Genomic DNA, 14,120 nt, shown 5'->3' on the forward strand with positions numbered 1-14,120 from the left:
TGCCGGCTGCCGCCAAAAGCGTATAGTCCGGTGATCCTCCCGGCGTGCCGCTCGGACCGGCTACATCTGCAATATACGTGCTTCCATCGTAAGTAACGACTTGACCCTGCGGATAACTTGGACTTTGCGCAGGATCAAAAGGAACGACGCCGTCCAACCCTATTCCTGTAGCCCCTGTCGCACCCGTGGCGCCTGCAGCCGCCAAAAGCGTGTAATCCGGAGACGAACCCGGCGTCCCTACGGGTGCATTGACATTGACCAGATAAGTACTGCCGCCAAACGAAACCACCTGGCCAGCCCGATAATTCGGCGCCTGGGCCGGATCAAACGGAACGATGCCAGTCAGTCCGGCTCCCGTGGCGCCCGTTGGTCCGGTTGGTCCGGTTGCACCGGCTGGACCTTGTGCGCCAGCAGCACCTGCAGGACCCTGGATTCCGGGAGGGCCTGGAACACCCTGCTGTCCGGCGGGTCCCTGAGGCCCTGGAGGACCTGGGGGTCCCTGCGTTCCGGATCCCAGCGATACGGAAGGCAGGATGTCCCCAATGGTACGCTGAATCTGACGGATCAGCTCAACCATCGTATCCTTGACCACCGGTTTCAACCGGAGCAGCAGAACCGTGGATAATAGATCATCCAGGTTTTCCTCCAAATTGATGAGAAGCCCTACGCCCGATGCCGGAATCGCTTCGCACATCGTGATCGCAAGTTCAAGAGCAGACTGAAGAAGCGCTTTGTCTCTTACAGGGAATTCGGAGTCCGTTACAAACGTCTGCAATCTTTTAAAGACGTCCTTTAAAGCCGCTATCGACGCCGGGTCCTGCCTGAGCAGGGCAGGTGGAACCGTCTGCAGCAGACGGGACAAGAGCCCGATGAGCTGCTCGGTCTGCTGGGCGGTAATCGGAATGACGCCGATTTCGTCCCTGTCCGGTCCCAATCCTCTCTCGTCTTCGTTTTCATTCAAGCTCATGTATCTTTCCTCCTCCTGTGTTTTGTTGCCGCGGTACAATCATTTCCCTCGCGTTTTTTCAGGTGCATGGACGTCAGCCGCCCTTCCGCCAGGCACCCCGTTTGCGGTCTGCTTTCCAATTTTGCGTCATACATATGACTGATACCGCATGAGATCCTTCCATTGCAGCCCAATACCTAATGTATTCATGAGATTTGTACCACTTACTAGGTTTTGGCAATTATTCCTGCCCAAATGATCTTTCATGCCAAGGAGTGATAAATAATGATAAGCATCAGCTTATGCATGATCGTCAAAAACGAAGAGAATGCTCTGGACCGCTGCCTTTCCTCCGTGCAGAAGGCTGTCGATCAAATTATCATTGTCGATACCGGCTCGACGGACAGCACCAAACGGATCGCCCGCAAATTCACCCGGAACATCTTCGATTTCGAATGGATCGACGATTTTGCGGCTGCCCGCAACTTTGCTTTCGATCAGGCGGAGATGGATTACATATTATGGCTGGATGCGGATGACATTCTCATGGAGGACGACTTGGCGAAACTGCTCGCGTTAAAAAGCACGCTGGACACGGAAGTCGACTCCGTTACTATGAAATACCACCTGGCCTTTGACGCGCAGGGAAACGTGGTCTCCAGCCTGCGACGAAATCGCCTTGTCAAACGCAGCAACCAGTTTCGCTGGAAGGGGGCTGTTCATGAATATCTTGAGGTTGGAGGCCGGATCCTCGACAGCGATATTGCTGTCACGCACTGCGGCGATGACCGCGACAGCGACCGGAATTTGGACATTTACATGAAACGACAATCCGCCGGTGAAAGCTTTTCGCCAAGAGATATCTACTATTTTGCGAATGAACTGAAGGATCACCGTTTCTTTGAAATGGCCGCCGTATATTACCAGCGTTTCCTGAAGGAAGGGAGGGGGTGGATCGAGGACAATATTGCGGCCTGCGGCAAGCTTGCCGATTGCTATCACGAGCTAGGGGATACTTCCATGGAGCTTGCCAGCATTTTAAGAGCTTTTGAATACGGCCCGCCCCGCCCGGATGCCTGCTGCCGCATGGGATATCATTTTCTGCAAAAAAACGACTACAACGCTTCCTTATATTGGTATAAACAGGCGCTTGAAATCTCCGTACCCGAGCATTCGTGGGGCATGCAGAACCTGAGCTGCTCCACCTGGCTGCCCCATCTGCAGCTGTGCGTCTGCTACGACCGCCTCGGCCTTTATGATTTGGCTTACCGCCACAACGAGGCAGCGCGCCAGTACCAGCCGGATCACCCGTCCGTCATCAGCAACAAAGCCTATCTGGAGGATAAGCTTGGGCTTGCTCAGGTTTCCGGTGCTGCCACTGTCCCGAGTACGTAAAGAAAAGAACTTTCGCTTGAAAAGCACTCACTACCGCAGAAGCAACGCATAACCGGCTGTGATGATTGCCATCAAGGAAATTTAAAAGCAATGCGTGCTGCGACAAAAAAGAGCCGAGGATCATGATCCTCGGCTCTTTATATAAAAGGCGTGATATTCCTGTGCATAGGTGCAGCGTTACAGAGTGTTTATCAATGTGTTCATCGATGTTGAAAACGTATTGAATCTCGTTATATTAAGACATCCGGGACAAAAACGGAGCCAAATCCACTTGAAGAACATCCGCCAGACGTTTGCCCAGCTCCTCATCGGCGCGGTAGAAATTGCAGATGGCAAGCAGTTTGGTCTGATCCGCAACAACCGCCAGATCGGCTGCCAGATTGCTCACGAGCTGCGCCTGCACTTCAGGCGTATACTTACGGAAGACCTGACCGGCCTGGCCGAAATCATTCGGCTTATTGATTTTCTCCCGGGAGACAACCCCATGAACAGGCTGCGGAGCATCCCGGTAAGCCGGATCTTCCTTCGGCGTATCCTGGTACCGGTTCGGTTCATAATTGATCCGGCTGGTTTGCTGTTTGAACGGCATGGCGCCGTCACGCTGGTTGTTGCTGACCTGCGCGAACGGGCAGTTGACCGGAAGCTGCAAATAGTTCGGCCCGATGCGGTGGCGCTGGGTATCCGAGTAGGAGAACAGCCGTCCCTGCAGCAGCTTATCCTCCGATGGCTCGATCCCCGGCACCAGCACGCCCGGATTGAATCCTACGGATTCGGTCTCCGCAAAAATGTTTTCCGGATTCCGGTTCAGCGTCATCGTGCCGACCAGCTGGTAAGGAATATCCTCTTCGAACCAGTCTTTCGTGGCATCCAGCGGATTGAAATCGAAGCTGTCGAGGTCCGCAGGATCCAGCACCTGTACATACAAATCCCATTCCGGGTAATCCCCTTGCTCAATGGCTTCATACAGGTCCCGGCTCGCATGGTTGAAATCATTCGCCTGAATCGCCGAAGCCTCCGCCGGGCTCAGGTTTTTCACGCCCTGCTTGGGTACCCAGCGCAGCTTCACGTATACCGTATTGCCATACTCGTTAATCCATTTATAGGCATGAACGCTGGAGCCGCGCATCTGGCGGTAGCCCGCCGGAATGCCTTCATCTGTGAACAGGTGTACCATCATGTTCGTCGATTCCGGCGTCAGCGACATAAAGTCCCAGTAACGATCCGGATCCTGTATGTTCGTGCGCGGATCCGGCTTCAGCGAGTGAACCATATCCGGAAACTTCATCGCGTCGCGGATAAAGAATACCGGCAGATTATTGCCGACGAAATCATAGTTGCCTTCCTCCGTATAAAATTTCACCGCAAAGCCGCGCGGATCGCGAAGCGTCTCCGGGGAATGCAAGCCGTGAATGACCGTGGAGAAACGGGCAAACACCGGCGTTTCCTGGCCTTCATTTTGCAAAAATGCCGCTTTCGTATATCGCTTCATGCTGTTCGTCAGCTTGAATACGCCATGCGCCCCTGCCCCGCGTGCATGAACGACGCGCTCCGGCACGCGTTCTCGGTCAAAATGCGCCAGCTTCTCCAGCAGCTGATAATCTTCCAGCAATGTGGGGCCATGCTGCCCTGCCGTTCTTGAATTTTGATTGTCTCCAATCGGTACCCCTTGGTTTGTTGTCAATTTTGCCATCGGTACAACGCCTCCTCATATATCTAAATTAGAATAATTCTAAATAATTAACTGGTGTGTTTCATTGTAACGCAGGCAATAATGAAAATCAATATTAAATTATAATAATTATAATCTAAATATTTATATGCTTATATTTGCAGTGTTATGCCGTAAAATCTCGTCTATAGCAGAGACGTTACGCCCCGGCTTTTTCGCGAAGCCGCATGCAGTGTGTATAATATGGTTCATAACGGCTTCCCGTCCATTAATCCATGAAGGAGCTGTCCTGATGTATACAATCCTTATCGTTGAAGATGATCCGAAAATTGCGGACCTGCTAAAGTCCCATATTGAAAAATACGGGGATACAGCCATCGTTATTCATGATTTTGAGCATGTGCTGGAACAATTCGCGGCGCATGAGCCCCATATCGTGCTGCTGGACATCAATCTGCCGAGCTTTGACGGATATTACTGGTGCCGGCAGATCCGGCAGATTTCCACCTGCCCGATTATTTTCATCTCCGCGCGCAGCGGGAAAATGGATCAGGTGATGGCGCTTGAAAACGGCGCCGACGATTTTATTACCAAGCCCTTTTACTATGAAATTGTTATCGCCAAAATCCGCAGCCAGCTCCGCCGCGTCTATGGCGAATTCGCCTCCAGGAATGAAGAACGCACCGTCGAAAAGGACGGGCTGATCCTGTACGCGGAACGCATGGAGCTGAAGCTGGGAGCCGAAACGGTAACGCTCAGCAAAAAAGAAGCCATACATGGAAACCCTGCTGGAACGAAGCCCGCGGGTAGTCAGGCCGTGAGGTCATTTTGGAAAAGCTGTGGGATGACGCTTTCGTGGACGACAACACCCTGAGCGTCAACATTACCCGGGTACGGAAACGCTTGACGGAGCTTGGGATTGGGGATGCCTTGGAAACGGTGCGGGGACTCGGCTACCGCCTGAATACGACATGGAAGGATCTATCGTAATCATGAAGCTATTTATCAGGGAGCATCTCCCCTTGCTGATATTCACCTTGCTTGAGCTGCTCGGCGTACTGATGGTGTTCTGGTTCGATGGCTACGACCATCCGCTGACGGCCCTGTATGCCCTCTTTCTTGGACTGTTCCTATTCGCAGGGTATCTCGTATTCCGTTTTGTCACGCACCGCGGCTTTTATGCCCGTCTCTCCAATCCATTCGAATCTCTCTCCGAATCTGTACAAAAGCATGAACCGGCGCCGCTTCCTTCCGCTCTCAGCGAGCTGCTCGAGACGCAGTACAGGCAGTATCAGAACATGCTTCAGAGCTGGAAGCGTAAAAATGAAGATTACCTTACATTCATGAACCAATGGGTTCACCAGATGAAAACGCCGCTGTCCGTCATTGAGATGGTCACGCAGGAGGAAGAGGATGAACGGCTTGTCAGCATTTCGGAGGAAACCGACCGGCTGCGGGAGGGGCTGGAGATGGTGCTCTATGTCGCGCGGCTGGATACCTTTGAACAGGATTTTGGCGTGGAGAACGTGAACCTGAACGAGCTTGCAAGGGATACGGTACACGAGCATAAGCGGTATTTCATCCGCAGCCATGTTTATCCGGAGGTAAGCATCGAAGAGGGGATATCCGTACGAACGGATCCCAAATGGATGAGGTTCGTGCTGGGGCAACTGCTGAGTAATGCCATCAAATACTCCGCGGGAAGCGGCCATAAGGTTACGGTCTCGGCCAAAACAACGGGACACGAGGTCATTCTCGAAATCCAAGACCGTGGTGCAGGCATTCCGAAATCCGATCTGCCGCGGGTATTCCGCCCCTTCTATACCGGCGAAAACGGCAGGCGCTTCAAAGAGTCCACAGGCATGGGCCTGTATCTCGTCAAGGAGGTCGTCGGCAGGCTGAATCATCGGATCGAACTGGAATCCGCCGAGGGGGAAGGGACGCTCGTACGAATTCATTTTTCGTAGACCAGGCTGCCCTTCATATGATGAGACGCGTGAATCTTACAGCGGTGTAAGATAGGTGAAAGATGTGTCGATAGGAGATTCCCGTCCGGGCAGGTACACTGGGGGTATCGACTAATAAGGAGGCGTTGTACAGCCAATGGAAATGTTGTCTGTTCGAAATCTCGGCAAAATATATAAAGGCATGGTCTCCTACGAGGCCCTCTCCAACATCGATCTTACCATTCATGAAGGTGAATTCGTAGGCATCATGGGCCCTTCCGGAAGCGGCAAGACGACGCTTCTGAACATGATCTCGACCATCGACAAGCCCACCTCGGGCGAAATCCGCATCGGCGGCGAAGACCCCTTCACGCTGTCGCCGAACAAGCTTGCCCTGTTCCGCCGGCGCGAGCTCGGCTTTGTTTTCCAATCCTTCAATCTGCTGAATACGTTAACGGTCAAGGAGAACATCCTGCTTCCGCTGACCTTGGACGGTGTGGGGCTCAAAGAAATGAACGCGCGGGTCGAAGCGGTCGCGAAGAAGCTGGATATCGTCCCCATCCTTGATAAACGCACCTATGAAATCTCCGGAGGACAAGCGCAGCGCACGGCCATCGCCCGGGCCCTAATCCATGAGCCCAAGCTGCTGCTCGCGGATGAGCCTACGGGCAACCTCGATTCCAAGTCGGCACGCGATGTGATGGACATATTGAGCCAGCGCAATCGGGAGGATCGGGCGACGATGCTGCTGGTTACCCACGACCCGGTTGCTGCGAGCTACTGCAGCCGAGTCATATTCATCAAAGACGGCCAGCTCTATAACGAAATTTATTATGGAGACAACCGCGCCTCCTTCTATCAAAAGATTATCAACGTCTTGTCGCTGCTGGGAGGGAACGGGCATGAATTTCCGTCAGTTCGCATTTAACAACGTCCTCCGGAACAAGCGGACTTACGTCGCCCATTTTTTGAGCAGCGCCTTTTCGGTCATGATCTTCTTTACGTATTCCCTGCTGGCTTTTCATCCCGACCTTCGCGGATCTATCGTTTCCGGCAGTACGACGCTGAGCGTGCTGGGCACGATGGGCATGAAGATATCGCAGGTGATTGTATTTGTCTTTTCCTTCCTGTTTCTGCTGTACTCGGTGAGCGCCTTCATCAAGCTGCGCAAAAAGGAGTTCGGCATCCTGCTTTTGCTCGGCATGTCCCGCAAACAGCTGAACCGCATGCTTTTCATCGAAAATATCGTGATCGGCATCTTCGCCATCATCACAGGCATCCTGGTGGGCGTCGTATTTTCCAAGCTGATTCTTCTGATTTGCGCCACCCTGCTCGCCGTCGAACACGGGCTGCCGTTCTACCTGCCGGGGAAAGCCATCCTGATTACGGCTGCGGCGTACTTTATTCTGTTCGTGATCGTGGCCGCCTTCACGTCATACCTGACGAAAAAAGGAACGCTGGCGGATCTGATCAAGTCGGAAGATAAGCCGAAGCCTGAACCGAAGGCCTCCGTTCTGCTGTCCTTGTTGTCGGTACTGCTCATTGGGCTCGGTTACGCCTGCGTGCTGCTCTTCGTGATTCGGCGTATTCTGTCGTTCACACTGCTGTTCGGCGGCGTGGCGCTGGTAATTATCGGAACTTATTTCCTGTTCACCCAGCTTAGCGTGTATGTCATGAGAGCTTTGAAGAAAAGGCCGCACGTTTTCTTTAACCGTACGAATCTGCTGACGATCTCGGAGCTAGTCTACCGGATGAAAGACAATGCCGTCATGTTTTTCATGGTATCGGTTATTTCGGCCACCGCCTTCACGGGCATCGGCACCTCCCTGGCCATCGGCGATCCGGGACTGGCCGCCATGATAAACCCGTATGCTTTTTCGTATATTTCCTTTAATGAATCCGATCAGAAAAACAGCTTCGAACAAAAGCATATCCGCCTGATCGAGGAGACTTTGAAACGGGAAGGCTTCGCTTACCAGATGGCCTCCTATACCCCGACCCATACCAAGGAAGGATTCACACTGGTCAAGCTGAGCGAATATAACCGTCTGGCCGCAGCACTCGGTTATGACCGGGAAACGCTCCAAAACGGGGAGACGCTTGCAGCCCCTTCAACCATATCCCAGAACAGCAAATACAAGCTGGAGGGGACAGGCGCCGACACGGTAAGGATGGTTCACTTCGAGGGCAACCAGGAAATGACCATGCATATCAAAAAGGCTCTTCCGCATATCGTCATTCCGGAAGCCTTCAAAATTTATATCGTTACCGATTCGGATTACGACACATTTAACGCCGGCAATCTAATGAAGGTAAAATATGTAGAATTTGTCGTCCCGAAGTGGCACGATACGCGCGCCGTTACACGGGAATTAACAGCGGCCATATATAGTAGCGATACTCAATCGCTGCAATTTGTCCCCTTTCAATTCAGCGCGCTGGTCACCCAGTGGGTGGAATCCAGGCAAACCAACGGCATGCTGCTGATCGTCAGCGGACTCATCGGCATCGTGTTTTTCACCTTTGCCGCCAGCTTTATCTATTTCAGACTCTATGCCGATCTTTCCAGGGACGAAGAGCAGTACCGGATGATCTCCAAGGTTGGCCTCAGCCGCAAGGAGTTGGCCAAAACCGTGACGAGGCAGCTTGTGCTCATGTTCTTCCTGCCGCTGCTGATCGCCTTTATCCACAGCAGCGTGGCATTTGTTGCGCTGCAGCAGCTGGTGGATTTCTCTATCTCCACCCATACGCTGTCGATCTTTGCCACGTTCCTCGCCATCCAGGTCATCTACTTCTTCGGGACACGCTGGCGTTATCTGAACCATTTATATCAAAAACTGCTGTAACACCAATTGAAAAGACATCTGCCCGTTGCACATCTTCGGCTGCAGATGTCTTCTTTTTGTCCGTCTGCCAGGTTTCATAGATTGTGCAGCTCGCGCCGGATAACATTGCGCCTGTCTTCGATGTAAGCCTGGATGACCTCCGGCTCGGAGGCAAACATGCTGAGAGGCTGGCCATTTGTATTTCGGATCACGGTATACATCCTCTTCAATTTGTCTATGCATTTTTTTGACTACCGGCATGAGCTTCTGGCTGGTAAACGAAGTGGCCAGTATGTGCTCCAAGCGCTGCTTGTATTGCTTGCGGTATGCACGGTATGCCATGACCTTCGCGGTCAGCCGGTTGTCTCCCTTGAGCTTCACCAGGTCGGAAGCGACCGCCTTACCGTAGCAGTTGCGGCCCCAGGTCCCTTCATAATCCCATGGGAGAAAGCCGTATGCCCGTCTCTTCTTGTATTCGAAAATCGTATAGTTTTGCCGAAATCCGTCATAATTGCCTGTAAGCACGGCCCCGCTCAGCCACTTCAGATAATTGTCCATGTAAAGCCGTCCGTTCAAATATCTCTGCAGCGCGATTCCGCGTTTCGAATGGATATTCCGGATGAAGCCGGTCAGTCTCAGGCGATCCTCTCCCGTTCCCTTCATCAGGCTGTATCCCGAAAACAACGAACTCTTAGGTTTCTCTGTATTTACATCCTTCAGCTCAAAGGTAGCATTATCATTCACAGCATAGATAATGCTTCTTACCGGTATTTTACGCACTCGAAAAAAGGTCTGGTTGACGGCCTCGATCCTCAAATAAACCCCTTGAATCACTCCGTTTATTTGAAGAACGCAGTGCTTCGTGGACGGAGCCGGAACGCCGATCTCATTAAAAAAGTGAAACGAAAGCGCATTTCGGAGCAGCGAAGGATCGTCATGCTCCGCATTAAAATGATAGGTCAAGCGGGAGGTTTGAATCTCATATGACCTTTTGGGATACTCTCGCGTATGACCGCCTCGGTAACGGATTTGGACCGGCTGCGTTCCGTTTCCGTCGGTAAAGGTTGCCGGGACGAACTTGTCGGACCAAATCTGCCTTTCCATCTGCGTCAAATCCTTCTCCTTGATCACGATCCGGTAAACGGGCAGACCCATGCACGCAACCGCCTTTCCAACATGAATAATAGGCCTATTACAGGCTCTTCACCATCCTATGCTGCATCAGCGTATGCCGTCAGGGCAAACGTCTCGGTGTCGGGGATTATATGCTTGATCCGATTCTAGCAATCCGACAACGGGATATGAGCCGAATTTTGCGAATCTAGTATATCCGGCTAGTCCCCTCTCGCTCGAGGACACATATAAATAGAGCATAGATAGACTTGAAGGACGAAAGGACGCTCTTCTTCGTCTACCTAATGATTAAGAGAAAGGGGAATGTGAAATGTCTTTAACCGGTAATGATTTGATGGGCTTGGTCGGTCAAACCGTGAAGATCAATCGCGGCGGACCGGACATGGTAGAGGGTGTGCTGCTCGCCGTGCAGAACAACTATCTGGCGATATGGGCCAAAGACAAACACATCGTTTATGTCAGTACCGCCCACATCAAAAGCGTCACTGGCACGGGTCAATCCGGAGGAGCGCAGGGTGGAACCAGCCAATCCGTCGGTGCCCGGTCGGGAGGATCGCGTTCAGGAGGGGTGCAGTCCGCCATGGCGCGCCCGATCCAGGCTCACAGCTTTGTCGGACTGCTTCAATCCCTGCAATACCGCCATGTACAAATTAACCGCGGCGGGCCCGAAAAGCTGGAGGGCATTATTATTAATGCCAACCAAAACTATCTGATGCTTGCCGTAAAAGGGGAAGAGGTTGTCCGGATTCAAATCTTCCATATTAAATCGGTAACCGTGCTCGGCAGCTCCAGCGGAAACAGCAGCAAGGGGAACAAGAATAACAGCAACGGCAACAAGAATAGCAGCAACGGCAACAAGAATAGCAACCAATCGGGGGGGAACCAGTCCAAGGGTAACCAAGGCGGAGCCAATAGCGGCGGAAACCCGACTCGTGGGAATCAAACGGCAGGGAATCTAAGCCGCGGCAGCCGGACATGGGGCAGCATGAGTTGGGGCAGTCGAAGCACTAGTCGAACCGGTAACCGAACAGGCAACCGAACCGGAAGTCGCACGGGCAACCGCAAAGGTAATCGCAGAGGCAACCGGCGCAGAAACAGCAGCGGTGAATAAAAGGCCGATTATGCGGGCTTACTAAATCACTGAACTTTTTCAAAATTAGGCGTCCCCTGCGAGAACGATGAAGCCGTTTCCTGTGCGCAGCAGTATACGGATTTCTGCAGCCCGCAGGGGTCGTCCTTTTCAGCAAAGCATCCTTAGTAAAAAAGGATGTTCGAAACAGTATATGCTCGTGTGACTATCTGGTGACAACAATCGGGCATCCGTCCCGCTTCCGCTCTCCATTGAAGTCGATAAAGCGAGAAAGGAGGTCGTTTATGGAGTCGATACGTTCTCTCCTTGGGAAAAAAGTTGAGCTGAAAATCTCCGGTTATAAAGTTCCGGTTATCGGGGAGCTCGTAGATCTGGGCAGCGATATCCTGGTTCTTTTCTCGGAAACACGATATATTTACGTACCCATCCATCATGTACAGCAAATGAAGCTCACGCAGGACGGCGACGATGCTTCTCCGGGCGATATGGAACCACTGGTAGACCATAACCATATTTCCTATCGGAAAATGCTGATGAATTCCAGGGGGATTTTTACGGAAATCGGGCTGGGAGGCCCTGATCCCCTGTATGGTTACTTGACAAGTATTATGAACGATTACTTTATTTTCTTCTCCCCGCTGTATCATTCCGTCTATATACCGCTCCACCACGTGAAATATCTGTGTCCGCTGCCGCCAAGCATGACCCCGTTCTCTCTGAACCAGCATCTTTTTCAAGTACAGCAGCCTGCAATTCCGCTCTCCCGCACGCTCGACCAACAGCTGGAGAAGTTCCAGAATGAACTTGTCATCTTCGATCTGGGGGAATCCCCACTCAAGGCAGGGCTGTTAAAAAAGGTGGATAACCGAATGATCGAACTGGTGGAGGCCGGAGGAACCACGATCCTGCTTCACTGTGACCATATCAAATCGATTCATCTGCCTTAACCGCCTGCTTGCACTCCACTCTCCATGCGCCGGATACAGGCGGACGGGCATTGGTGGAACAGCCACAAGCCATTCGGCGCCGAACTGGATTTGCCGATAGAAACCGTCAGGGTGTATCTTTCGCCGCAGAACGAGACGCTCGGCCTTTCTTCCCGAGCACGGGCGCTGCTGGCGGCGCTTCAGCCGGGACCCTTGCCGCCGCTTTCGGCAGCCTTACAGTCATCGTCGTACCTGTGCCTAGATTGCTGTCGGCGCTTACGCTGCCGTGATGCATTTCCACGATTTTTTGAATGATGGAAAGTCCCAACCCGCTCCCTCCGCCGGAGCGGGTTCTTGATTTATCCGCCTTGAAGAAGCGTTCGAAGATATGCATCTGGTCTTCCTTCGAAATGCCGATGCCCGAATCGGCCACCATGACGCGCACCTCCTCTTCGTCCGCTTCCAGCCGGACTTCGATGGCACCGCCGGGAGGCGTGAATTTGATAGCGTTATGCAGCAGATTTACCCATACCTGGCTGAGCAGGTCGGGATCGGCGTCCATCATGACCGGGGTCAGATCGGCCGATACGTCCAAATTCTTCTCCAGCCATTGCGGCTCGCAGGCCAGGATCAGCGTCTGGAGCTGCTTATCCAGACGCATCGGGACGGGCTGAAAAGGATGCTGCTCCGAGTCGAGCGAAGCCAGCCGCAGCATGTTCTCCGACAGGCGGGAAAGCCGGAGGCTTTCCTGCTCGATAATATCCAGATAATGCTCCCGTTCCTCCGGGGTCAGCTCCTTTTCCTTCAGCACGCGCGCAAAGCCGCTGATGGACGTCAGCGGAGACTGGATCTCATGGGAAACGTCCGAAATGAACCCTTGGCGCATCGTTTCAAGCTTATTAAGATCCGCTGCCATGTCGTTGATGCTTTTGATAATATCCGTAAAACGGCCGTCGTCCAAGCCTTCAAGCGATAGAGAGACACTGAAGTCTCCTCTGGCAATCCGCCGAAAAGCGTCGATGATGCTTTGGTAGAATTCAATCTCTTTTTTGCGTCCGAATTGGGAGATAATCCAAATAATGAAGCCGAACAGGATAAACCCTAATACGGAGACGCCGAGCTGTCTTACCAAGCCGGTCCAGTGCCATCCAAACCACCGGAAGAGAAAGTAGGCCGCCGTCCAGCATAGGGAAAGTCCGGTTAGGACCATCAGCATAAAACTTATCACCCGCAACTTCATCCACAAGCCTTTTTGCTTGTTCATCCTATCACCTCCAGCCGGTAGCCGAGCCCGCGGATCGTTCGGATCTGAAAGTCCTGTTCATCCGTCGGGAAGCGTTCCCGGAGGCGTTTGATATGCACGTCGACCGTGCGTTCATCACCTTCGTAATCAAACCCCCAGATCTGCTCGATCAGCTGGTCGCGGGAAAACGTTTTGCCCGGATAGCTCGCCAGCAAAAACAGCAGCTCGAATTCCTTCAGGGGCAGCGTAATGCCTTCCTCACCGTTATAGCATTCATAGGTTTTGCGGTTGAGCCTTAAAGAGCCGATATGAATCTGCTGCGAGGCTGAAATCCGGTAGCGCTTCAGGAGCGCCTTAACCCGCACGATGAGCTCCGGCGGATCGAAAGGCTTGACGAGATAATCGTCGGTACCCAGGTCGAAGCCCTTGACCTTATGGACAGTCTCGCCTTTTGCTGTCAGCATCAATATCGGCAAATCCTCATAATCCTCCGTCAGCTCCTTGCACAGCTCCCATCCGTCCATGCCCGGCATCATTATATCAAGCACGACCAGATCGGCCCGTGTCGTTTCGAGCACTTCCAGCGCTTCATGCCCGTTTGCGGCTTCCGCGGTGTGGAAGCCTTCGCTCTTGAGCAGATGGGTGAGCAGCTCGCGGATATGCGGATCATCATCAACCACTAAAATAAGAGGCATCCCGTCGGCTCCTTTCTATCGTGAAATATACACTTACTGAAATAAGTTGGCTCCAAAGCCATCATATCCCGTAATCACATCAAATACTACTTGCAGACCCTGCGGTTTCGTCCGCATGCAGACAACGGACGGACACGCAGCGCCGCAAGTTTAGCGTTGGTATTGTCCTGCAATGTACATTGGTTTCATTCCCGTCACGGCTTAAGAATAAACCGCGAATATGAACTGAATATGAACTCGCATTCCCTTGG

At 52.6% G+C, this 14,120-nt stretch carries 11 protein-coding genes and 1 pseudogene; 7 read left to right on the forward strand and 5 right to left on the reverse strand.

The window, feature by feature from the left end:
* The coding region (locus PCH05_RS16120) for a collagen-like repeat preface domain-containing protein (protein WP_127603709.1) at positions 1 to 967 on the reverse strand (967 nt) is incomplete at its 3' end.
* Between the two features lie 264 nt (positions 968 to 1,231).
* On the opposite strand from PCH05_RS16120, the gene PCH05_RS16125 reads away from it, so the two are divergent.
* Positions 1,232 to 2,341 carry a glycosyltransferase gene (locus PCH05_RS16125; RefSeq protein WP_127603711.1) on the forward strand — a complete coding sequence of 370 codons (1,110 nt, stop codon included), beginning with the start codon at positions 1,232 to 1,234 and terminating at the stop codon, positions 2,339 to 2,341.
* Positions 2,342 to 2,576: 235 nt separating this feature from the next.
* On the opposite strand, the gene PCH05_RS16130 is transcribed toward PCH05_RS16125, so the two are convergent.
* Complete coding sequence (locus tag PCH05_RS16130) at positions 2,577 to 4,031, reverse strand: catalase (RefSeq protein WP_127603713.1); 1,455 nt, start codon at positions 4,029 to 4,031, stop codon at positions 2,577 to 2,579.
* Positions 4,032 to 4,302: 271 nt separating this feature from the next.
* Between PCH05_RS16130 and PCH05_RS16135 the strand changes: the two are divergent.
* The 4 genes and pseudogenes from PCH05_RS16135 to PCH05_RS16150 all read left to right on the forward strand — a co-directional run bounded on the left by PCH05_RS16135 (position 4,303) and on the right by PCH05_RS16150 (position 8,802).
* A pseudogene (locus PCH05_RS16135) lies at positions 4,303 to 5,000 on the forward strand (response regulator transcription factor).
* On the forward strand, positions 5,000 to 5,977 hold the full coding sequence (locus tag PCH05_RS16140; RefSeq protein WP_127603795.1) for a sensor histidine kinase: 978 nt from the start codon (positions 5,000 to 5,002) through the stop codon (positions 5,975 to 5,977). Before PCH05_RS16135 ends, PCH05_RS16140 begins: the two are co-directional and overlap by 1 nt.
* 136 nt (positions 5,978 to 6,113) lie before the next feature.
* Positions 6,114 to 6,884 carry an ABC transporter ATP-binding protein gene (locus PCH05_RS16145; protein ID WP_127603714.1) on the forward strand — a complete coding sequence of 257 codons (771 nt, stop codon included), beginning with the start codon at positions 6,114 to 6,116 and terminating at the stop codon, positions 6,882 to 6,884.
* On the forward strand, positions 6,859 to 8,802 hold the full coding sequence (locus tag PCH05_RS16150) for an ABC transporter permease (protein ID WP_127603716.1): 1,944 nt from the start codon (positions 6,859 to 6,861) through the stop codon (positions 8,800 to 8,802). The genes PCH05_RS16145 and PCH05_RS16150 overlap by 26 nt, the downstream gene beginning before the upstream one ends.
* Here PCH05_RS16150 and PCH05_RS16155 read toward each other — a convergent pair.
* Complete coding sequence (locus tag PCH05_RS16155) at positions 8,782 to 9,936, reverse strand: CotH kinase family protein (RefSeq protein ID WP_246049636.1); 1,155 nt, start codon at positions 9,934 to 9,936, stop codon at positions 8,782 to 8,784. The two genes, PCH05_RS16150 and PCH05_RS16155, sit on opposite strands and share 21 nt — an antisense overlap.
* A gap of 289 nt (positions 9,937 to 10,225) precedes the next feature.
* On the opposite strand from PCH05_RS16155, the gene PCH05_RS16160 reads away from it, so the two are divergent.
* Together PCH05_RS16160 and PCH05_RS16165 are read left to right on the forward strand one after the other, a co-directional pair.
* Entirely contained in the window at positions 10,226 to 11,026 is an 801-nt protein-coding gene (locus tag PCH05_RS16160; RefSeq protein ID WP_127603718.1) for a hypothetical protein, read from the forward strand.
* A 263-nt stretch (positions 11,027 to 11,289) separates the two neighbouring features.
* Entirely contained in the window at positions 11,290 to 11,952 is a 663-nt protein-coding gene (locus tag PCH05_RS16165) for a YwrJ family protein (protein WP_127603721.1), read from the forward strand.
* A 106-nt stretch (positions 11,953 to 12,058) separates the two neighbouring features.
* On the opposite strand, the gene PCH05_RS16170 is transcribed toward PCH05_RS16165, so the two are convergent.
* Both PCH05_RS16170 and PCH05_RS16175 read right to left on the reverse strand, forming a co-directional pair.
* Positions 12,059 to 13,195: a sensor histidine kinase gene (locus PCH05_RS16170; RefSeq protein WP_127603723.1), complete on the reverse strand. Its 1,137-nt coding sequence runs from the start codon at positions 13,193 to 13,195 to the stop codon at positions 12,059 to 12,061.
* Complete coding sequence (locus PCH05_RS16175; protein ID WP_127603725.1) at positions 13,192 to 13,869, reverse strand: response regulator transcription factor; 678 nt, start codon at positions 13,867 to 13,869, stop codon at positions 13,192 to 13,194. Before PCH05_RS16175 ends, PCH05_RS16170 begins: the two co-directional genes overlap by 4 nt.
* Positions 13,870 to 14,120 lie beyond the last annotated feature (251 nt).

Source organism: Paenibacillus chibensis (genome assembly GCF_004001045.1).
Classification (GTDB): domain Bacteria; phylum Bacillota; class Bacilli; order Paenibacillales; family Paenibacillaceae; genus Paenibacillus_AQ; species Paenibacillus_AQ chibensis.

What these genes read in the sequence shown, in the direction of transcription:
- PCH05_RS16145 (WP_127603714.1), top strand. Translation starts at nt 6,114, where the DNA reads ATGGAAATGTTGTCTGTTCGAAATCTCGGCAAAATATATAAAGGCATG.
- PCH05_RS16165 (WP_127603721.1), top strand. Translation starts at nt 11,290, where the DNA reads ATGGAGTCGATACGTTCTCTCCTTGGGAAAAAAGTTGAGCTGAAAATC.
- PCH05_RS16150 (WP_127603716.1), top strand. Translation starts at nt 6,859, where the DNA reads ATGAATTTCCGTCAGTTCGCATTTAACAACGTCCTCCGGAACAAGCGG.
- PCH05_RS16175 (WP_127603725.1), bottom strand. Translation starts at nt 13,869, where the DNA reads ATGCCTCTTATTTTAGTGGTTGATGATGATCCGCATATCCGCGAGCTG.
- PCH05_RS16125 (WP_127603711.1), top strand. Translation starts at nt 1,232, where the DNA reads ATGATAAGCATCAGCTTATGCATGATCGTCAAAAACGAAGAGAATGCT.
- PCH05_RS16170 (WP_127603723.1), bottom strand. Translation starts at nt 13,195, where the DNA reads ATGAACAAGCAAAAAGGCTTGTGGATGAAGTTGCGGGTGATAAGTTTT.
- PCH05_RS16160 (WP_127603718.1), top strand. Translation starts at nt 10,226, where the DNA reads ATGTCTTTAACCGGTAATGATTTGATGGGCTTGGTCGGTCAAACCGTG.
- PCH05_RS16155 (WP_246049636.1), bottom strand. Translation starts at nt 9,936, where the DNA reads ATGGGTCTGCCCGTTTACCGGATCGTGATCAAGGAGAAGGATTTGACG.
- PCH05_RS16130 (WP_127603713.1), bottom strand. Translation starts at nt 4,031, where the DNA reads ATGGCAAAATTGACAACAAACCAAGGGGTACCGATTGGAGACAATCAA.